The organism is Enterobacter cloacae complex sp. P12RS (assembly GCF_014895875.1).
GTDB classification, from domain to species: domain Bacteria; phylum Pseudomonadota; class Gammaproteobacteria; order Enterobacterales; family Enterobacteriaceae; genus Enterobacter; species Enterobacter bugandensis.
Genome location: NZ_JADBQO010000027.1, coordinates 14,129 through 33,476, shown reverse-complemented (window position 1 = coordinate 33,476; position 19,348 = coordinate 14,129). Strand labels below are relative to the sequence as shown.

Genomic DNA, 19,348 nt, shown 5'->3' with positions numbered 1-19,348 from the left:
AAATGATTGAAAAAAAATCACACGCTAACCAAAATATGGGGTGTTATCTGCCTTGCGGGACGACCCGTAAGCGCTTCCTTCATCGGGGACGGCCCCAACTGTTTTAAGTTAAGGAGCCCGAGATGTCCTGGATTATTCTCTTTATTGCTGGTCTGCTCGAAGTGGTATGGGCGATTGGTCTCAAGTACACCCACGGATTTACCCGCCTGACGCCCAGCGTTATTACCGTTACGGCGATGATCGTGAGCATTGTTCTGCTATCGTGGGCAATGCGTTCTCTGCCCGTGGGAACGGCCTATGCCGTCTGGACGGGGATCGGTGCCGTAGGCGCGGCGATTACCGGCATTCTGCTGCTGGGTGAGTCAGCGAGCCTGGCGCGCATTGCCAGCCTCGCTCTGATTGTTGCCGGTATCATTGGGCTGAAGCTCAGTACCCATTAACGGGGCTGTTTTACCCAAATAAGTTTCGACACATCAAACCCCTGTCGGGTCGCGACGTCCAGCATCTGCTGTTTCATTTCTGACGAAATAGTTGGCGTGCGGGAAAGTATCCACAGATAGTCGCGATCCGGCCCGCAGACCAGCGCGTGACGGTACTCTCTGTCGAGCGCTATCACGTTATAGCCGCCATAAAACGGGCCGAAGAAAGAGACTTTGAGCGCGGCCCGTCGCGGGTCGCCAGTGAAGTAGGCTTTCCCGACCGACTGCTGCCACATCTCACGATCGGGATTATAGCCCCGGTTGATCACCTGAATACCGCCATCATCCATTGGGCTGTAATTTGCAGTAACCTTCTCTAAGCCCTGCTCAAACCGATGGTCGAGGCGCGCGATTTCATACCATGTTCCAAGGAAGCGTTGTGCATCAAAAGGCGTGACGACGGTAACGCCAGGAGGTGGGGTAGGGGAACTGCATGCAACCACTAAAAACGCGGCTGTCACCGCGGCGATAACAGGCAAAATGCGCATAGGAGTTTCCTTACTGTTTTTTGTTAAGTGTAGATGACGGCAAGGAAAATGTGGTTTTTGTGCGGTGTGTTTCGCCGGGTAAGCGCAGCGCTACCCGGCAATGTTTTACTGCAGCGCGTCGAGGATACGGTATGCCGCCTCAACTCGCGCCGGGTTCGGATAGCTTTTATTCGCCAGCATCACAATGCCGAGCTGCTTTTCAGGAATAAAGGCCACGTAGCTGCCAAACCCGCCGGTGGAGCCCGTTTTGTGCACCCATGAGGCCTTAACCAGGGGAACGGGTGGATTCACTTCTCTCGCAGGCAACGGTGCCAGCGCCACCTTGTTATCACTGCCTCCGACGACGGTTTTGGCATCGACTGGCCAGTTAAGCATCTCCCAACCTAACCCCTGATACATGGCACCCACGCGCCAGTAGCGAGACTGCGCCAGCGTAATGCCTTGCTTCAGGGACGAATCCTGCAGTGCGTCAGGGGCCATATTGGCCATCACCCAGCTCGCCATATCCTGCACATTGGTTTTCACGCCATATGCCTCTGCGTCCAGCATGCCCGGTGAAACGTGGACCGCTTTACCGTCACGATATCCCCAGGCGTAATGCGCCTCCTCCGCTTTCGGAACGTTAATCCAGGTATGATCCAGCTTGAGCGGCTTAAAGACCCGCGTCGTCATGGCCTGCTCATAGCTCATGCCGGAAGGTTTGACCGCCAGCGCGCCAAAAAGACCGATGCTGGAGTTGGCGTAAAGACGCGTTGTGCCCGGCTTCCACTGAGGCTGCCAGTTTTGATAGAAGCGCAGCAGGGATGCGTTATCTGTGACCTCATCGGGCACCTGTAAAGGCAGGCCACCGGCGGTGTAGGTTGCCAGATCCAGCATGCGAATCCCTTGCCACTGCTTGCCGGTCAGATCAGGCCAATATTTGCTTACCGGATCGCCCAGCGAAATTTCGCCGCGGGCAATAGCATCGCCCCCCAGCACGCCGGTGAAGGTTTTACTTATAGAGCCCAGCTCGAACAGGGTTTGCGGGGTGACGGGTTTGTTCGCCGCGATATCGGCCTTTCCAAAGGTAAAGTAGTGTGGCTGGCCCTGATAAATCACGGCCACCGCCATGCCTGGAATACCCTGCGCTTTCATCAGGGGCGTAACGTTACGTTCTACCACGTCAGCCAGCTGTTTTTCCGACATCGGCGCGGCGAGTACAGAGCAGGATGTGCTGAGCAGCAGGGCGCAGCAAAGGAATTTTTTCATCATCAATTATCTTCCATAATAGCAGGTCAAGGGAGTGTCCGGGCCCGGCAGACCGCTGTAGTCTGTTGGATTTGACTATGGCTGACAAACGGTTAAATTTAGCATGAGCTGTTAATTTTTCTAACGGATGGAACAATGACCCGCAGCTATCTTCCGCTTAATTCGCTTCGCGCCTTCGAAGCGGCCGCCCGGCACCTCAGTTTTACGCATGCAGCGATAGAGCTGAACGTCACCCATTCCGCCATCAGCCAGCACGTTAAGGCGCTGGAGCAGCATCTGAATTGCCAGCTGTTTGTCCGCGTCTCGCGCGGCCTGATGCTGACCACGGAGGGTGAAAATCTGCTGCCGGTGCTGAATGATTCATTCGATCGTATCGCCGGAATGCTGGATCGCTTTGCCAGCCAGCGCGCTCAGGAGAAGCTAAAAATTGGCGTAGTAGGGACTTTCGCCACGGGTATCCTGTTCTCTCATCTCGCGGACTTTCGCCGCTGTTATCCGCATATCGATCTTCACCTTTCCACCCATAACAACCGCGTCGATCCGGCTGCTGAAGGGCTTGATTATACGATCCGCTACGGCGGAGGGGCGTGGCACGGCACCGAGGCGCAATTCCTGTGCCCTGCGCCGCTGGCGCCGCTTTGCTCGCCCGAAATCGCCGCCGTGCTCCAGTCTCCGGCCGACATCCTGAAGTTTACCCTGCTGCGCTCTTACCGACGCGACGAATGGTCGGCGTGGATGCAGGCGGCAGGCGAGCATCCTCCGTCGCCAACGCACCGGGTGATGGTGTTTGATTCGTCTGTCACCATGCTGGAAGCCGCACAGGCAGGTATGGGCATTGCCATTGCGCCTGTCGATATGTTTACCCATTTGCTGAACAGCGAGCGCATCGTGCAGCCGTTTACAACGCAAATTGATCTGGGCAGTTATTGGTTAACGAGACTGCAGTCGCGGGCTGAAACGTCCGCAATGCGTGAATTTGCCCAGTGGCTGGTGGCAAAGATGCAGAAATAAAAGGCCCGCCGGATGGCGGGCCAGAAGCGTCAGATAGTGACAACGGCAATCAGCGTCACCACGGTCAGGATGGTTGCCAGCCCGTAGAACACCCATTTACCGCTCGGCACATGGATTTTCAGGTCATGCATCGCATGGTGAATGCGGTGCAGGCCGCACCACAGTGGCAGGACGATCATCAGGAAGATGAACACGCGGCCAATAAAGCTGCTCGCAAACGCCAGCACGCGCTCGTAGCTCAGCGCATCGCCCGGAAACAGCCCCAGCGGCAGCATAATGCCGACCAGCAGGATGATCACCGGGGCGATGATGGCACTCCACATGCCGCCTGCGCCAAACAGGCCCCAGAAGACCGGCTCGTCTGAACGTTTTGGATTTGGATTGATCACAGTAGTCTCCTTACCAGAACAGTGCGACAAACAGAATGACAACAGTGACCAGGATCGTCACTGCCCATAGCCCTTTAATGACTGGCTCCGGCCCCATTTTTTCGTCTTTAATGATGATGTTTGCCGCTTTTGGCGCCAGTTCAAACCAGGTTTTGGTATGAAGTAGCGCCGCCGCGAGCGCGATCAGGTTCAGAACCACGATGATTGGGTTTTGCAGGAAACCGACAAAGTTCGCCCAGGTTTCCGGCCCGTGTTTAAGGGCAAAAACGCCATACATTAACTCAAGGCTGAACCAGACCGCCGGTACCGCCGTGCCTTCACGCAGCATATAGAAGCGATAAAACGGCAGGTTTTTCCACCAGGTGGACGGCACAGGCCGCACGTAGGCTTTGCGTTTAGTCGTCATCATGCACTCCTTAGCGTGGTTTCAGGGTAGCGATAAGAAAGTCTTTCGAGCTTTCCACTTTACCCTGCTGAATTGCGGCGGCCGGGTCGACGTGCTTCGGACAGACTTCGGAGCAGTAGCCCACAAACGTACAGGTCCAGACGCCGTTCTGGCCGTTTAGCTGCGCCATACGTTCTTTTTTGCCGTGGTCGCGGCTGTCTTCGTTATAGCGGTGCGCCAGGGTAATGGCGGCCGGGCCGATGAACTCCGGGTTCAGGCCAAACTGAGGACAGGCGGCGTAACACAGGCCGCAGTTGATGCAGCCGGAGAACTGATGGTATTTCGCCATCTGCGCCGGCGTCTGGGTGTTCGGACCCTGGTCCGGCGTGCGCGGGTTGCCGATGATGTACGGCTTAATCGCTTCCAGGCTTTCGATAAAGTGGGTCATATCGACCACCAGATCGCGCTCAATCGGGAAGTTGCCCAGCGCTTCAACCTTAATGCCTTTGGTGTAGTCACGCAGGAAGGTTTTACAGGCCAGCTTCGGCACCTTGTTGACCATCATGCCGCAGGAGCCGCAGATCGCCATGCGGCAGGACCAGCGGTAGCTCAGGTCCGGCGCCAGGTTGTCTTTGATATAGCCGAGCGCATCCAGGAGGGAGGTTTGCTCGTCATAAGGCACTTCGTAGAAAGCGCTGTGGGGGGCGGTATCCACTTCCGGATTGTAGCGCACCACTTCAACTTTCAATTTTTGCATCTCAGCCATTCGCCTTCTCCTTCTTCTCGGCGGCTTCTGCTTCTGCGCCATACACGCGTTTAGCCGGTGGCAGCGTGGTGATTTTCACGTCGCTGTAGTCCAGACGCGTGGTGCCATCCGCATCGCGCCAGGCGAGAGTGTGTTTCAGGAAATTGACGTCGTCACGTTCGGTGCAGCCTTCGTCCAGACGCTGGTGGGCGCCGCGAGACTCTTTACGCGCCAGCGCAGAGTGCGCCATACATTCCGCGACGTTCAGGCCGTGGCCAAGCTCAATGGTATAGAGCAGGTCGGTGTTGAAGACGCTGGAGGTATCGGTGATGCGCACGCGCTTGAAGCGCTCCTGAAGCTCCGCCAGCTTGTCGACGGTTTTCTGCATCAGTTCCGGCGTACGGTAGATACCGCAGCCTTCTTCCATCGACAGGCCCATCTCGTCGCGGATCTTTGACCAGTTCTCGTTGCCTTCCTGGTTCACCAGATCCTTCAGGCGTTTTTCAACGTCTGTGACCTGCGCATCCAGCGCCGTACCGTTTGCTTCGTCTGCGGTCGCCGCACGCTCCATGGCGCGCTCGCCCGCCATGCGGCCAAAGACGACCAGCTCTGCCAGCGAGTTAGAGCCCAGACGGTTGGCGCCGTGCAGGCCGACGGAGGAACACTCGCCCACCGCGAAAAGCCCTTTAATGCGGGTTTCACACTGCTGGTCGGTTTCAATCCCGCCCATGGTGTAGTGCGCGGTTGGGCGTACCGGAATCGGCTCTTTCACCGGGTCGACGCCCACGTAGGCTTTTGCCAGTTCGCAGATAAACGGCAGACGCTCCAGCAGTTTCTTCTCGCCCAGGTGACGCAGGTCGAGATAGACCACGTCGCCGCGTGGCGTTGAGATGGTGTTGCCCTTGCGCCACTCGTGCCAGAAGGCCTGAGAAACTTTGTCGCGCGGGCCGAGCTCCATGTATTTGTTTTTCGGCTCGCCGAGCGGGGTTTCCGGGCCCATGCCGTAATCCTGCAGATAGCGGTAGCCGTTTTTGTTGACCAGAATACCGCCTTCACCGCGGCAGCCTTCCGTCATCAAAATGCCGGAGCCCGGCAGGCCGGTTGGGTGATACTGCACAAACTCCATATCGCGCAACGGCACGCCGTGGCTCAGCGCCATGCCCATCCCGTCGCCGGTGACGATGCCGCCGTTGGTGTTGTAGCGATAGACGCGACCTGCACCGCCCGTTGCCATCACCACCGCATTGGCGCGGATCTGGACGAGCGTGCCTTCCATCATATTCATCGCCACCAGGCCACGTGCATGACCGTCATCGACCAGAATGTCGAGGACAAAATGTTCATCGAAGCGCTGAATTTGTGGGAACTGAAGGGAGGTCTGGAAGAGGGTGTGCAGCATGTGGAAGCCGGTCTTATCGGCGGCGAACCAGGTGCGTTCGATTTTCATGCCACCGAAGCGGCGGACGTTAACGCTGCCGTCCGGGCGGCGGCTCCACGGACATCCCCACTGTTCAAGCTGGGTCATTTCCGTGGGGCAATGGTGAACAAAGTAGTCAACGACATCCTGCTCGCAAAGCCAGTCGCCCCCTGCAACCGTGTCGTGGAAATGGTATTCGAAGCTGTCATGATCCTGCGCGACGGCGGCGGATCCTCCTTCTGCTGCCACCGTGTGGCTGCGCATCGGATAGACTTTTGAAATCAATGCGATTTTAGCATTCGGGTTGGCTTGTGCCGCAGCAATTGCAGCGCGTAATCCAGCCCCGCCAGCGCCTATTACGGCAAGATCGGCTTGAAAAGTTTGCACGACATTCCTCCAGATTTTTGTTTTCCCGCAATGCGATGAACTAAAGGACGTTCACCTGCCCGAACGGGCGATTGCGGAAGCGATTCCACTGCTCCTTTATGGGTATAACAGTATAACCGCGTAGATGTGAGGGAAATTTGACGTGTTCGATTTTTTTGCTGTTCTGTGCGGTGATTTATCATCGTGATTGATGAAATGCATCACAGAATAATCCACATAAATGAAATACGCGTTTTTACTGCGCAAAATTTGTCTCTGCCACTGCTAACGAGTAGACTTCGTGCCCTTGTCTGAAATCGGAGAAAAACTCATGAGCGAAACGGCCACCTGGCAGCCGAGCGCATCCATCCCAAATCTGTTAAAACGCGCCGCAATTATGACGGAGATCCGCCGTTTCTTTGCCGACCGCGGCGTCCTGGAGGTGGAAACCCCGTGCATGAGTCAGGCAACGGTAACGGATATTCATCTGGTCCCGTTTGAAACCCGTTTTGTTGGCCCAGGCCACTCCCAGGGCATGAATCTGTATCTGATGACCAGCCCGGAATATCACATGAAGCGCCTGCTGGCGGCGGGGTGTGGTCCGGTGTATCAGCTGTGCCGCAGCTTCCGTAATGAAGAGATGGGGCGTCACCACAACCCGGAATTCACCATGCTGGAGTGGTACCGCCCGCACTATGATATGTACCGCCTGATGAATGAGGTGGACGATCTGCTGCAGCAGGTACTGGACTGCTCAGAAGCCGAAACGCTCTCCTATCAGCAGGCCTTCCAGCGCCATCTGGAAATCGATCCGCTGTCGGCGGACAAAGCCCAGCTGCGTGAAGTGGCGGCAAAACTGGATCTGAGCAACGTGGCGGATACCGAAGAGGATCGCGACACGCTGCTGCAGCTGCTGTTCACCTTCGGCGTGGAACCGCAGATTGGCAAAGACCGTCCGACGTTTGTCTATCACTTCCCGGCAAGCCAGGCGTCACTGGCGCAGATCAGCACCGAAGACCACCGCGTGGCGGAACGTTTTGAGGTCTATTACAAAGGTATTGAGCTGGCGAACGGCTTCCACGAACTGACCGACGCGCGCGAGCAGGCGCAACGTTTCGAGCAGGATAACCGCAAACGCGCCGCGCGCGGTCTGCCGCAGCAGCCGATTGATGTTAACTTGCTGGAAGCGTTAAAAGCAGGCCTGCCGGATTGCTCCGGCGTGGCGCTGGGCGTGGATCGTCTGGTCATGCTGGCGCTGGGCGCCGAGCAGCTGGGCGATGTGATTGCCTTTACGGTCGATCGCGCCTAAAAAATGGCCGGGTGGCGCTGTCGCTTACCCGGCATATATATCTGTGGCAATTTTCCTTTCCATTTCTTCTCCGCAACATTAAAAACTGCCATTTTCTCTGTACACGGGTCTTTTTCTTAAATTGCCTCGTATAGCCACAATATTAGTCTGGTCATCTGCTACCATCCGCGCAGTTTAATTCCTCTTCGGATGGTTATATGTCCCAGTCACTCAAAAAGATGACCCTCACCGGGCTCATTCTGATGATTTTTACGTCAGTTTTTGGCTTTGCCAACAGCCCGTCGGCTTTCTATCTGATGGGCTACAGCGCGACGCCGTTTTATATCGTTTCTGCTCTGTTCTTCTTTATCCCGTTTGCGCTGATGATGGCGGAGATGGGCTCGGCTTACCGGAAAGAAGAGGGCGGTATCTATTCATGGATGAACAACAGCATCGGCCCGCGCTACGCGTTTATCGGGACGTTTATGTGGTTCTCCTCCTACGTCGTCTGGATGGTCAGCACGGCGGCCAAAGTCTGGGTGCCGTTCTCCACGTTTCTTTTCGGTGCGGATAAAACGCAGGTCTGGTCTTTAGCCGGGCTGAGCTCCACGCAGGTGGTCGGGATTCTGGCGGTGTGCTGGATGGTGGTGGTGACGCTGGTGGCGTCAAAAGGCATCAACAAAATTGCCCGTATCACCGCCGTTGGCGGTATTTCCGTGATGTGCCTGAACCTGGTGCTGCTGCTGGTGAGTATCGCCATTCTGTGCCTGAACGGCGGACACTTCGCGCAGGAGGTGAACTTCGTTTCATCGCCTAATCCGGGCTATCAGTCCGGGCTGGCCATGCTCTCCTTCGTGGTATTTGCCATTTTTGCCTACGGCGGTATTGAAGCGGTAGGTGGGCTGGTCGATAAGACCGAGAACCCGGAAAAAAACTTTGCCAAAGGGATTATTTTTGCCGCCATTGTCATCTCCATCGGCTATTCGCTGGCGATTTTCCTCTGGGGCGTTAGCACTAACTGGCAGCAGGTGTTGAGTAACAATACCACTAACCTCGGGAACATCACCTACGTGCTGATGAAAAGCCTGGGAATGACGCTGGGTAACGCCATGCACCTGACGCCGGAAGCATCGGCCACCCTGGGGATCTGGTTTGCGCGCATTACCGGCCTGTCGATGTTCCTTGCCTATACCGGCGCGTTCTTCACGCTAATCTACTCGCCGCTGAAAGCAATCATCCAGGGTACGCCAAAGGCGCTGTGGCCGGCACGCATGACGCAGCTCAATACCGCAGGCATGCCTGCCAACGCCATGTGGATGCAGTGTCTGCTGGTGTGCGTGTTCATTCTGCTGGTGTCATTTGGCGGTGATACCGCGTCTGCGTTCTATAACAAGCTGACCCTGATGGCGAACGTGTCGATGACGCTGCCGTACCTGTTCCTGACGCTGGCGTTCCCGTTCTTTAAGGCGAAGCGGGATCTTGAGCGTCCGTTTGTGATCTTCAAAACCCGCGCGGCAACGCTGCTGGCGACCACGGTGGTGGTGCTGGTCGTGGCGTTTGCCAACATCTTTACCGTTATTCAGCCCGTGGTTGAGGCGAACGACTGGAACAGCGCGCTGTGGATGGTCGGTGGGCCAGTCTTCTTCTCGCTGCTGGCGATGGGGATTTATGAGAATTACCGCCGGCGCTCAATGGCGTACGTCACGGAAGTGGCGTAGCGGTAAAATGCCCCTCCCGAAAGGGAGGGGAGAACGATTACAGACTTCCCGCCGGGCGCGATCTTGCCGCCGACGTGAGCGTTTTACCCATCTTGCGTCCGTCCATGCTTTCCAGACGCATCTGGAACGGTGGGAACGGCATATCAATACCATGCTCGCGGAAGCCCGCCAGAATGAGCTGGTGGATCTCATGGCGCAGCGGCATGCGGTGTCCCATTTCGGCGGCGTAGATACGCAACTCGAAAATCTGGATCCCCTGCTGTAAATCAACCAGGAATACTTCCGGCGCAGGGTTATCGAGCACCAGCGTACAGCGTTCAGCGGCGGTGTAGAGGATCTGCGTGACCTCTTCACTGTTGGCATCCGACGGCGCCGGTACCGTCAGCACCACGCGCGTGACGGAGTCCGACAGGGACCAGTTGATAAACTGCTCGGTAATAAATGCCTTGTTCGGCACGATGATCTCTTTACGGTCCCAGTCGCTGATAGTGGTAGCGCGGGTGTTGATCTTCGTTACGCTCCCGGTCAGATCGCGGATCGTCACCGTATCGCCAATGCGAATCGGCTTTTCAAACAGGATGATCAGGCCGGATACAAAGTTAGCGAAAATCTCCTGCATGCCAAAGCCAAGGCCAAACGTCAGCGCGGCCACCAGCCACTGCAGTTTAGACCACTCAATACCAATCATTGAGAACCCGACCATTCCGCCAAACAGCAGTATCAGGTATTTCGTAATGGTCGTAATGGCGTATCCCGTGCCGGGGGTTAAATCCAGATGCTGCAGCAGCGCCAGCTCCAGCAGAGCCGGGAAGTTACGCACCAGCTGGGTGGTGATGATCAGCACCAGAATGGCAATCAGCACCGCGCCTAAGGTAATCGGCTCCAGGCTTTCAACGCCCTGCACCGTGGACGTCACGTCCCACAGAGAGATGTTCTCCAGGAAGCCAAACGCGGAGTGAATTTCCGACCACAGGAAGATCACCGACAGAAGGGCAATCAGCATCAGGAGGGAGCGCACCAGGCGCAGAGACTGGGTACTGATGGCATCCAGATCCAGTTCGACCTCGTCCGCATCCATCGTGCCTTCCGTGCTGTTGACATGGGTTGGCTCTTCCTCGCCACGGGCACGCTGAGCGAGGATCTCTGCCCGGCGGTGCTTGGCGCGGTCAAAGGCCAGACGGCGGCGCTGGATCAGCATCCCGCGCCGGATCACGTGATACACCACCAGCAGCAGGAACCAGATCGCCACCGACGTTTCCAGTCGCGCCAGCAGCGCCTGCGAGGTTGCCAGGTAACCTACCGCCGCTGCCAGCATCGCAATCAGAGGAGCGCTCAGCAGCAGGTTCCAGAGCAGCCGGTTGAACATGTTGTCGCCGCTGCCGGATTTATCCAGATAGAGCGGTATCCCCGCGCGTTTCAGGCTGAGCGTGACGATGGCCAGCGCGCCGCAGATCAGCATAAAGCAGAGGCGGCCCAGCGAGCCTGAGAATTCCCGGTCGTTGAGATTATCAAACATGATCAGCGCCATTATCAGCGGCACAATCAGCCCGATGCTCATCAGGTAATAGCGCATGGCGCGCGCCACGCGATTACGAGGCCAGCCAAAGTGGGCGATGAACAGGCCGTTAGGCCGCGCGAACGTCGCGCAAATCATCACCACCCACAGCAACGGTACCGTGGCGGTGACGCCATCGCCAATGGCGACCGCGAGCGGATAGGGCCAGGCTTCCCGCAGGCCATAGCCAAGCGTCATCCACAGCACCGGTAGCGGAGAGGCGACGAGAATCGACCAGAACACGGTGCGCAGCGTTAGCCAGAAGTGATCCTGAGTGACTTTCCCCACCCGCGCGCTGGAACGCTCCAGGAAGCGGGTGAAATGTCTGCGCGAATAAATGCTGAAGCCCACCAGAACCAACGCGCCCAGCAGCGGGAAAATCGTCTCTTTACTGGTCAGCATCATCACGCTGGCCTGTCCGAGCTGGCTAAAGGTGTCGAGGGAAATCAGGCGGCGCAGATCCTGAACGATCTCAATTGGCCACGAGAAGGTCATTGGACGTACGTCGGATGTCCAGAAGAGATAACGGTGCGTAGCCTCGTTCACCTCTTTCAGCGCGTCTTCCAGCTGGCTGTTAGAGACCTTGAGCTTAGTCAGTTCCAGAATCAGCGTATCCCCGCCCTGCAGCAGGGAGTTCAGCAGTTCGCGCTGGGTGCGCAACTGGGCTTCCAGAATACGGTTTTGCTCGCTGGTCAGAGGTTGTCCGTCAGCCTGACGGATCTGGCGTATTTGCGGCTGCTTATTGAGAAGATCTTCAAAGTGCAGTCGCTGCACGCGCAGCTGGGCCATCTCGGTATCCAGCTGCTGCGGTTTCGGCATTTCCGGCAGGCGCGCGACCTGGGCGCGTAACGCTTCGCCCAGCAGGTTTGATGACCCGAGCCACTGGGACTGCTCGCGCAGGGTGTTGAGCGCCTGGCGCACCTGCAGGGTTTGATTCGTCGCCTGACGCTGCTGGGAGGCAACCAGATCCATACGCTGCGCCTGCTGATTCAGGGCGGCAGAAAGCTCGCGGTTGACCTTAAACTGATCGACGATACCTTCCGGCAGATTGGCGCTGTTTTCCGCCAGCAGCTCGGTGCTTTCAAGCGCTCGCTCGGCTTCGCGCTGGCGCTGGCTGTTAAGCAAATTACGCAGGGCCTGAAGGTACGCATCCAGCTGCTCGCTCTGCTTCTGAGCGAGTTCAGAGCGCATCCGCGCCAGCTCCTGGCGGTTGTTGGCGGAAAGCTGCGCCAGCTCCAGCTCATCCACAAGGGCCTTCAGACGGGCAGATTCCGCCTGCAGACCCAGATTTTGCGCCTGAGCCTGCGGCGTGTTGCCGCTTTGCGTACCCACGCGGCGCTCAACGTCGTTAAGCTGGCGGCGGGCGTCGGTTTGCTGCTGCGGAAGCTGGCTGAGGGAGTCGGCAATTTCACGCGCTCGCTCCTGCTCCTGCTGAGCCTGGCGGCTCTTTTCCAGGAGCTGGCTGCTGACCTGCAGGATTTCCTGATTCAGGGCGTCGGTGGTCATGCCTTCCGGCACTTCGCGCGGCTCATCGCGCAGATTAGCGAGTTGCGCGCGCAGCGTTTGCGAGAGTTTAGGGAAGTTGTCGATAACCTGCTGATACTGCTGAGCGCGCTCAAGCGAGCCTTTCCGCTCTTCAAGCGCGTTCAGTGCGGACTGGAGTGACTCAACGGTCTCTGGCTGAGCGGGTTTAGCCGCTTTCGCCTGCTCCAGCTCCTGGGTTATCTGTTTGGCGTCGGGGGCTGTCGCTGCGTACGCCCCCATGCTGAGGCACCAGGCCATCAGTAGAACGATAATCGGGCGCACGTCAGCGATCCTTCTGTTGTTAGCCTTCGTCTTTTTTGTCGTCAACCAGCGGGCTGGCGTCGTGCTCGGCGTCGATCTCTTCTTGCGGCAGCGGAGCAGGTTCTGCATCCGGCATCACGAAGGTTTCGGTAGAGACCGCCAGCGGCTGACCCAGTTTGGTGACCGACAGGCTTTCGAGCTGCTCAGCCAGCTTCACTTTGCCCGGCGCAAACAGGTTGATGACGGTAGAGCCCAGCTTGAAGCGACCCATTTCCTGGCCTTTCAGCAGGGCGACAGAGCCTTCTTCTTCACCGGCAGGCCACGTCCAGCGCTTGATCACGCCTTCACGCGGCGGGGTAATGGTGCCAGCCCAGACGGTTTCGATGCTGCCGACAATGGTCGCGCCCACCAGAATCTGCGCCATAGGGCCGAACTCAGTATCGAACAGGCAGATGACGCGTTCGTTACGGGCAAACAGGTTCGGTACGTTTTGCGCGGTCAGGTGATTCACGGAGAACAGATCGCCCGGCACGTAGATCATCTCACGCAGGATACCGTTACACGGCATGTGTACGCGGTGGTAGTCGCGCGGTGACAGATAGGTGGTGGCAAAGGTGCCGTTGCGGAACAGGTCCGCCATCAGGTAATTGCCCGCCAGCAGCGCTTCCAGGCTGTAGTTGTGGCCCTTCGCCTGCAGTATTTTGTCGTCTTCGATGTTACCCAACTGGCTGATCACGCCGTCTGCTGGCATCACCAGGACGTTAGGGTCGGTGTTCAGCGGGCGCACTTCGTCGCGGAGCGGGCGCACGAAAAACTCGTTGAACGTGCGGTAGCTGGCGGTGTCCGGCTTCTGCGCTTCTTTCATGTCGACCTTGTAATACTTAACGAAAAGGTCGATGACCAGTTTGGTCAGCCAGCCCGCGCGTTTGCTTGCGCCCCAGCCCGCCAGGCGAGTGAGCCACAGTTTTGGCAGAATGTATTGAAGCGAAAGTTTAAATGCGTTTAACAAGGTAGCCTCCAGGCCATTGTTTTGTCGTTCCTGATCCGGCAGTAAGCCGCCGGAACCTGAAAAAAGGGGACGATTTTAGCGATGCTTAGCTTAGTTGTCAGTTATCAGAATCAGAAAAGTTTTTACGCGTTTTTACCTGATCCATGCTCTCAAGAATGCGGTGGTAATTCTCGAAGCGGGTCTCCGCGATTTCACCTTTCTCAACCGCTTCGCGGATAGCGCAGCCTGGATCGTTATCGTGTTTGCAGTCGCGGTATTTGCAAGCGCCTAAATAATCATGGAATTCGACAAATCCATTAAAGATTTGTTCCGGCTCAAGATGCCATAAACCGAATTCACGCACGCCCGGTGAGTCGATCACATCGCCACCGTGCGGGAAGTGATACAGGCGTGATGCGGTGGTGGTGTGTTGGCCCAGACCCGAGACGTCAGACACATCGTTAGTGAGGATTTCCTGCTGGAGGCCGAGAAGGTTGTTTAGCAGGCTCGATTTCCCCACGCCGGACTGACCCGCAAAGATGCTGATGCGATCGGTAAGCGCCTCTTCCAGCGGTTTCAGTCCGTCTTTGGTGTAGCTGGACACCATCAGAACGCGGTAGCCAATCTTGCGGTAGATATCCATCTGCTCATTAACGAAAGCCATGCCTTCGTCATCCAGCAGATCGATTTTGTTCAGCACGATAATCGGTTCAACCTGCAGCGTTTCACAGGCGACAAGGTATCGGTCGATAATATTGAGCGAAAGTTCGGGCAAAATCGCCGATACGATGACAATCTGGTTAATGTTGGCGGCAATCGGCTTCACCCCGTCGTAAAAATCGGGACGGGTTAACACGGACGTACGCTCATGGACCGCTTCAACGATACCTTTTACCGTAACGCCCTCTGCCGCCTCTTTACCCGGTCGCCAGACGACGCGGTCGCCGGTCACCAGAGAACGAATGGTCCGGCGAATGTTACAGCGGTGGATTTCGCCATCAGCGGATTCCACGTCGGCGTGCATACCGAAACGGCTGATGACTACGCCTTCCGTTGGTTCGCCAAACAGGTTGTCGTCGTAATCGACCTTCTCCGAAGTGGTTTTAAGACGGCGCTGATGATTGGCATTCACGCGGCGCTGCTGCCCTTTGGAGAGTTTATTTTTACTCAATCGCACTGGCTCCTGGTCGCCCGTAAGGGGCAAAACCTCTATGATACACTCTAATTAATACTAGTTAACCTGCTACTGCCGGTTATGCGAGAAGGGTGGAAAATAACATGAGCGCGGATGAAAACAACCTGATTTGGATCGATCTCGAAATGACCGGGCTGGATCCCGAGCGCGATCGCATTATTGAGATTGCAACTCTGGTGACCGATGCCAACCTGAATATCCTTGCCGAAGGGCCAACGATTGCGGTGCATCAGTCCGACGACCAGCTTGCGCTGATGGATGAGTGGAACGTGCGTACCCACACCGGCAGCGGTCTTGTCGAGCGCGTGAAGGCGAGCACGCTGGGCGATCGCGAGGCGGAACTGGCGACGCTCGAATTTCTGAAGCAGTGGGTACCAGCGGGTAAATCGCCGATCTGCGGGAACAGCATCGGCCAGGATCGCCGTTTCCTGTTTAAGTACATGCCGGAGCTGGAGTCTTACTTCCATTACCGCTATCTGGACGTGAGCACCCTGAAAGAGCTGGCGCGCCGCTGGAAGCCTGAAATTCTGGACGGCTTTAAAAAACAGGGTACGCACCAGGCGATGGACGATATCCGCGAGTCCGTGGCGGAACTCGCGTACTACCGCGAAAACTTTATTAAGCTGTGATTTTGAGATCCGGCACCTTGCGTGGCCGGGTTTTTGTCGTTAAATTGTTCAGCTTGCCGATTAAATAAGCACTTGAACTGAATTTCGAAAAAATCACTTTAAGGGGGGTTGCAGCTAAAAGGATTTCTCGTATAATGCGCCTCCCGTAACGACAGAGAATTACACGTTACGACAGCAACAAAAGCAGTACAGATTTGCGGGAATAGCTCAGTTGGTAGAGCACGACCTTGCCAAGGTCGGGGTCGCGAGTTCGAGTCTCGTTTCCCGCTCCAAATTCTTCTTCATCTCTAAAATATCCACAGCGAAAAGACGCGCTGGGGACGTTTTCTATTGCATCTGAAATACTCTTGTAAACAGAGTTATCCACAGAATTCGCGCTTTACCCAAACCGTACAGAAAGTTAGCAGGGTGAATAATATCTTCCCAAGTCACTGTATTAAGTGGATAAAATTTCATTTCAAAATGTTATTGAGATCACTTGACCTCTTCTCAAGTCCAGATGGCGCTTGAGTTTTTATTTTTATTCACAGGCTGTGAATATATCACGCATCCCGCGTAAGCCCTTTTTCAATCACCCTAACCAGCCGCTGTTTCTTAGGAAGCTGCACCTCGACCACGCAGGCATTTCGCTTCTCGATTTGCTGCGCAATCGCCCATTCTATGTGTTCATCAAGAAGTGGGTGCTCACCTCTACGGCTTTCGAGCGCCTGAATATTCGCTTCATCCCACGGGGCATTGCCCAGCGCGACGGCCACGTTTCGCAGCCAGCGCAGGTGGCCGATACGGCGAATAGCGGAACCTTCCGTCACCTTCAGGAACCAGGCTTCGGTCCAGGCGAACAGCTCAATAAGCTGTGGCGCATGCAGCGCTTTACGCGGGCTGAAGTCCTCTTCGTCCGTCAACTGTGAATAGCGGTTCCACGGGCAAATCAGCTGGCAGTCGTCGCAGCCGTAGATGCGGTTGCCGATAAGCGGTCGGAATTCTTCCGGGATCGCCCCTTCAAGCTCTATCGTGAGATAGGAGATGCAGCGGCGGGCATCAACGGTGTAAGGCTCAACGATGGCACCCGTCGGGCAGATGGTCATGCAGGCCACGCAGCGGCCACAGCCTTCCTCCACCGGGCCATCTACCGGCAGGGGTAAATCAATCAGCAGCTCACCGAGGAAGAAGAACGATCCGGCGTCGCGGCTCAGGATAAGTGAGTGCTTACCTGTCCAGCCAAGTCCGGCTTTTTCGGCGATCGGGCGCTCAAGAACAGGCGCGGAATCGACAAAGGGTCTAAAATTCAGCGAATCACAGTGCTGCTGAATGGTTTCTCCGAGTTTTTTTAAGCGGTTACGCAGAAGCTTATGGTAATCACGTCCCAGAGCGTACCGGCTGACGTAACCCAGGGAGGGATTTTTTAGCGTGCGCGCAAAGGCCGCGTTGGCAGGCAGGTAGTTCATGCGCACGCTGATGACGCGTAGTGTACCCGGTAAAAGTTCATGTGGACGGGCGCGCATCATGCCGTGACGCGCCATCCACTCCATTTCGCCGTGGTATTGTTTGTCCAGCCAGGCCTGCAGTTTTGGCTCGCTGGCAGAGAGGTCGGTATCGGTAATGCCTACCTTCTGGAAGCCAAGCTCAGCACCCCACTGTTTTATTTTTTGCGCTAATTCATTGAGATCGAGGGGCTGTGACATGACGGACCATACGGTGAAGAAAAACCCCGCAAGTATACCACATTCCATCTGGCATGCGGATGACCTCCGGCGCGCCGAAAAAGAGGCCGCAGACAGTCTCGGCATTACCCTTTATGAACTGATGCAGCGCGCGGGAGAGGCGGCGTTTAACGTTGCCCGCAGCGCGTACACGCAGTCCACTCACTGGCTGATTTTGTGCGGGCACGGCAATAACGGCGGCGACGGTTACGTCGTTGCGCGTCTTGCCGTTGCAGCCGGTCTCCGCGTTACCCTGCTGGCGCTGGAGAGTGATAAGCCCCTGCCGGAAGAGGCCTGCGCGGCGCGGGAGGCATGGCTGAACGCAGGCGGCGTGATTCATGCTCCTGATATCGTCTGGCCGGAAGATGTTGATCTGATTGTTGATGGTCTGCTGGGGACAGGGCTACGCAGCGCGCCTCGCGAAAACATTGCCGCGCTTATTGAACACGCTAACGGGTACCCTGCGCCGGTCGTCGCGCTGGATATTCCGTCGGGCCTGATCGCGCAGACCGGCGCGACGCCTGGCGCCGTTATTCAGGCTGCGAACACCGTGACCTTTATCGCCCTGAAGCCGGGCCTGTTAACCGGAAAAGCGCGGGATGTGGTCGGCGTATTGCACCATAACGCGCTGGGGCTGGAGAGCTGGCTCGTTGGACAGGAAACGCTCCTGTCGCGCTTTGATTCCTCGCAGCTAAAAGAGTGGCTTCCACCGCGCCGCCCAACGTCTCACAAGGGCGACAACGGCAGGCTGGTGATTATTGGTGGCGATCGCGGTACGGCAGGAGCGGTTCGCATGACCGGTGAGGCGGCACTTCGCAGCGGTGCCGGGTTAGTGCGAGTACTCACTCGCATTGAAAATATTGCGCCAATCATCACAGCCCGACCGGAACTGATGGTCCATGAGCTTACGCCCCAGACGCTGGAAGAAAGCCTCGAATGGGCGGATGTGGTGGTTATTGGTCCCGGGCTTGGGCAACAGACATGGGGTAAACAGGCCCTGCAAAAGGTCGAGAATTTTCGTAAACCGATGCTGTGGGATGCCGACGCGCTTAACCTTCTGGCAATAAATCCGGATAAGCGTCACAATCGCATTCTGACGCCACACCCCGGCGAAGCCGCGCGCCTGCTTAACTGCAGCGTGGCAGAAATTGAAAGCGATCGCTTACTTTCTGCTCAGCGTCTGGTAAAACGTTACGGAGGTGTTGCCGTTTTGAAAGGGGCAGGCACCGTTGTCGCCAGTGACGAGACGCAGGGCATTATTGATGCCGGAAATGCGGGCATGGCGAGCGGCGGTATGGGCGATGTGCTTTCAGGCATCATCGGCGCATTGCTTGGACAGAAACTTCCCCTTTATGATGCAGCCTGTGCGGGCTGCGTGGCCCACGGCGCGGCAGCTGACAGGCTTGCTGCGCGGGAGGGGACACGCGGTATGCTGGCCACCGATCTTTTTTGCACGCTGCGGCGTGTTGTTAACCCGGATGTGATTGACGTAGAAAATGACTAATCGAGCGATTCCTTTACCTGATGAACAAGCCACTTTAGATCTCGGCAAGCGCGTGGCGCAGGCCTGTCAGGGGGCAACCGTCATTTATCTGTATGGCGATTTAGGTGCGGGTAAAACCACCTTCAGCCGGGGTTTTTTGCAGGCGTTAGGGCATAACGGGAACGTGAAAAGCCCTACCTACACGCTGGTCGAGCCGTACACCCTCGACAATCTTATGGTGTACCACTTTGATTTATACCGCCTTGCGGATCCTGAGGAGCTGGAATTTATGGGGATCCGTGATTATTTTGCCAACGACGCCATCTGCCTGGTGGAGTGGCCGCAACAAGGTGCGGGTGTGCTGCCTGACCCGGATGTCGAAATTCACTTAGATTACCAGGCTCAAGGGCGTGAGGCTCGCATCAGTGCGGTTTCCTCATCAGGGTGTTCCTTACTGGCGCGTCTCGCCGGTTAAGAGT

Annotated in this window: 17 protein-coding genes and 1 tRNA gene; 8 read left to right on the top strand and 10 right to left on the bottom strand. The window is 56.7% G+C overall.

All coding sequences use genetic code 11. The annotated features are described in order from the left end of the window. Positions 1-122 precede the first annotated feature (122 nt). Positions 123-440: a quaternary ammonium compound efflux SMR transporter SugE gene (gene sugE, locus IM284_RS15800; protein ID WP_006178944.1), complete on the top strand. Its 318-nt coding sequence runs from the start codon at positions 123-125 to the stop codon at positions 438-440. Here the strand turns inward: sugE and IM284_RS15795 are convergent. Continuing rightward, positions 437-967: a lipocalin family protein gene (locus tag IM284_RS15795; RefSeq protein WP_028015236.1), complete on the bottom strand. Its 531-nt coding sequence runs from the start codon at positions 965-967 to the stop codon at positions 437-439. The two genes, sugE and IM284_RS15795, sit on opposite strands and share 4 nt — an antisense overlap. Before the next feature lie 105 nt (positions 968-1,072). Then, positions 1,073-2,218, bottom strand: a complete 1,146-nt coding sequence (gene blaACT, locus IM284_RS15790; RefSeq protein WP_047366964.1) for an ACT family cephalosporin-hydrolyzing class C beta-lactamase — start codon at positions 2,216-2,218, stop codon at positions 1,073-1,075. Positions 2,219-2,350: 132 nt separating this feature from the next. On the opposite strand from blaACT, the gene ampR reads away from it, so the two are divergent. Then, a complete protein-coding gene (ampR, locus tag IM284_RS15785) occupies positions 2,351-3,226 on the top strand; it encodes a LysR family transcriptional regulator AmpR (protein WP_047366965.1) in 876 nt (291 codons plus the stop codon). A 29-nt stretch (positions 3,227-3,255) separates the two neighbouring features. On the opposite strand, the gene frdD is transcribed toward ampR, so the two are convergent. From frdD to frdA, 4 genes are read right to left on the bottom strand one after another with little or no spacing between them, the layout of a single operon-like run. Further along, positions 3,256-3,615, bottom strand: coding sequence for a fumarate reductase subunit FrdD (gene frdD, locus IM284_RS15780; RefSeq protein WP_000609653.1), 360 nt, complete (start codon positions 3,613-3,615; stop codon positions 3,256-3,258). A 10-nt stretch (positions 3,616-3,625) separates the two neighbouring features. Further along, on the bottom strand, positions 3,626-4,021 hold the full coding sequence (gene frdC / locus IM284_RS15775) for a fumarate reductase subunit FrdC (RefSeq protein WP_028015239.1): 396 nt from the start codon (positions 4,019-4,021) through the stop codon (positions 3,626-3,628). Between the two features lie 10 nt (positions 4,022-4,031). Beyond that, positions 4,032-4,766, bottom strand: a complete 735-nt coding sequence (locus tag IM284_RS15770) for a succinate dehydrogenase/fumarate reductase iron-sulfur subunit (RefSeq protein ID WP_041911494.1) — start codon at positions 4,764-4,766, stop codon at positions 4,032-4,034. Then, positions 4,759-6,549, bottom strand: a complete 1,791-nt coding sequence (frdA, locus tag IM284_RS15765; RefSeq protein WP_047366966.1) for a fumarate reductase (quinol) flavoprotein subunit — start codon at positions 6,547-6,549, stop codon at positions 4,759-4,761. The genes IM284_RS15770 and frdA overlap by 8 nt, the downstream gene beginning before the upstream one ends. Before the next feature lie 310 nt (positions 6,550-6,859). Here frdA and epmA point away from each other — a divergent pair, with 310 nt between their 5' ends. Together epmA and yjeM are read left to right on the top strand one after the other, a co-directional pair. Beyond that, positions 6,860-7,837 (top strand): elongation factor P--(R)-beta-lysine ligase, encoded by a 978-nt coding sequence (gene epmA, locus IM284_RS15760; RefSeq protein ID WP_047366967.1) that lies wholly within the window; start codon positions 6,860-6,862, stop codon positions 7,835-7,837. Between the two features lie 197 nt (positions 7,838-8,034). Beyond that, on the top strand, positions 8,035-9,534 hold the full coding sequence (gene yjeM, locus IM284_RS15755) for a glutamate/gamma-aminobutyrate family transporter YjeM (RefSeq protein ID WP_045261278.1): 1,500 nt from the start codon (positions 8,035-8,037) through the stop codon (positions 9,532-9,534). 37 nt (positions 9,535-9,571) lie between these two features. Here the strand turns inward: yjeM and mscM are convergent, their stop codons facing one another. From mscM to rsgA, 3 genes are all read right to left on the bottom strand, one after another. Continuing rightward, on the bottom strand, positions 9,572-12,895 hold the full coding sequence (gene mscM, locus IM284_RS15750) for a miniconductance mechanosensitive channel MscM (protein WP_028015244.1): 3,324 nt from the start codon (positions 12,893-12,895) through the stop codon (positions 9,572-9,574). Between the two features lie 19 nt (positions 12,896-12,914). Then, positions 12,915-13,883: an archaetidylserine decarboxylase gene (asd, locus tag IM284_RS15745; protein ID WP_047366968.1), complete on the bottom strand. Its 969-nt coding sequence runs from the start codon at positions 13,881-13,883 to the stop codon at positions 12,915-12,917. Between the two features lie 97 nt (positions 13,884-13,980). Then, complete coding sequence (gene rsgA / locus IM284_RS15740) at positions 13,981-15,033, bottom strand: small ribosomal subunit biogenesis GTPase RsgA (protein WP_032644955.1); 1,053 nt, start codon at positions 15,031-15,033, stop codon at positions 13,981-13,983. A gap of 107 nt (positions 15,034-15,140) precedes the next feature. On the opposite strand from rsgA, the gene orn reads away from it, so the two are divergent. Then, positions 15,141-15,686 carry an oligoribonuclease gene (orn, locus tag IM284_RS15735; protein ID WP_028015247.1) on the top strand — a complete coding sequence of 182 codons (546 nt, stop codon included), beginning with the start codon at positions 15,141-15,143 and terminating at the stop codon, positions 15,684-15,686. 196 nt (positions 15,687-15,882) lie between these two features. Next, positions 15,883-15,958: transfer RNA gene (locus IM284_RS15730), tRNA-Gly, on the top strand. Positions 15,959-16,228: 270 nt separating this feature from the next. Here IM284_RS15730 and queG read toward each other — a convergent pair. After that, positions 16,229-17,368, bottom strand: coding sequence for a tRNA epoxyqueuosine(34) reductase QueG (gene queG, locus IM284_RS15725; RefSeq protein WP_028015248.1), 1,140 nt, complete (start codon positions 17,366-17,368; stop codon positions 16,229-16,231). On the opposite strand from queG, the gene nnr reads away from it, so the two are divergent. Further along, positions 17,367-18,890 carry a bifunctional ADP-dependent NAD(P)H-hydrate dehydratase/NAD(P)H-hydrate epimerase gene (nnr, locus tag IM284_RS15720; protein ID WP_047366969.1) on the top strand — a complete coding sequence of 508 codons (1,524 nt, stop codon included), beginning with the start codon at positions 17,367-17,369 and terminating at the stop codon, positions 18,888-18,890. The two genes, queG and nnr, sit on opposite strands and share 2 nt — an antisense overlap. Further along, entirely contained in the window at positions 18,883-19,344 is a 462-nt protein-coding gene (gene tsaE, locus IM284_RS15715; protein WP_028015250.1) for a tRNA (adenosine(37)-N6)-threonylcarbamoyltransferase complex ATPase subunit type 1 TsaE, read from the top strand. The genes nnr and tsaE overlap by 8 nt, the downstream gene beginning before the upstream one ends. Positions 19,345-19,348: the final 4 nt, after the last annotated feature.

Excerpts from the sequence above, each read along its gene's own strand:
- sugE (WP_006178944.1), top strand. The coding sequence starts at position 123 with ATGTCCTGGATTATTCTCTTTATTGCTGGTCTGCTCGAAGTGGTATGG.
- IM284_RS15795 (WP_028015236.1), bottom strand. The coding sequence starts at position 967 with ATGCGCATTTTGCCTGTTATCGCCGCGGTGACAGCCGCGTTTTTAGTG.
- blaACT (WP_047366964.1), bottom strand. The coding sequence starts at position 2,218 with ATGATGAAAAAATTCCTTTGCTGCGCCCTGCTGCTCAGCACATCCTGC.
- ampR (WP_047366965.1), top strand. The coding sequence starts at position 2,351 with ATGACCCGCAGCTATCTTCCGCTTAATTCGCTTCGCGCCTTCGAAGCG.
- frdC (WP_028015239.1), bottom strand. The coding sequence starts at position 4,021 with ATGACGACTAAACGCAAAGCCTACGTGCGGCCTGTGCCGTCCACCTGG.
- IM284_RS15770 (WP_041911494.1), bottom strand. The coding sequence starts at position 4,766 with ATGGCTGAGATGCAAAAATTGAAAGTTGAAGTGGTGCGCTACAATCCG.
- epmA (WP_047366967.1), top strand. The coding sequence starts at position 6,860 with ATGAGCGAAACGGCCACCTGGCAGCCGAGCGCATCCATCCCAAATCTG.
- yjeM (WP_045261278.1), top strand. The coding sequence starts at position 8,035 with ATGTCCCAGTCACTCAAAAAGATGACCCTCACCGGGCTCATTCTGATG.
- orn (WP_028015247.1), top strand. The coding sequence starts at position 15,141 with ATGAGCGCGGATGAAAACAACCTGATTTGGATCGATCTCGAAATGACC.
- nnr (WP_047366969.1), top strand. The coding sequence starts at position 17,367 with ATGACGGACCATACGGTGAAGAAAAACCCCGCAAGTATACCACATTCC.
- queG (WP_028015248.1), bottom strand. The coding sequence starts at position 17,368 with ATGTCACAGCCCCTCGATCTCAATGAATTAGCGCAAAAAATAAAACAG.
- tsaE (WP_028015250.1), top strand. The coding sequence starts at position 18,883 with ATGACTAATCGAGCGATTCCTTTACCTGATGAACAAGCCACTTTAGAT.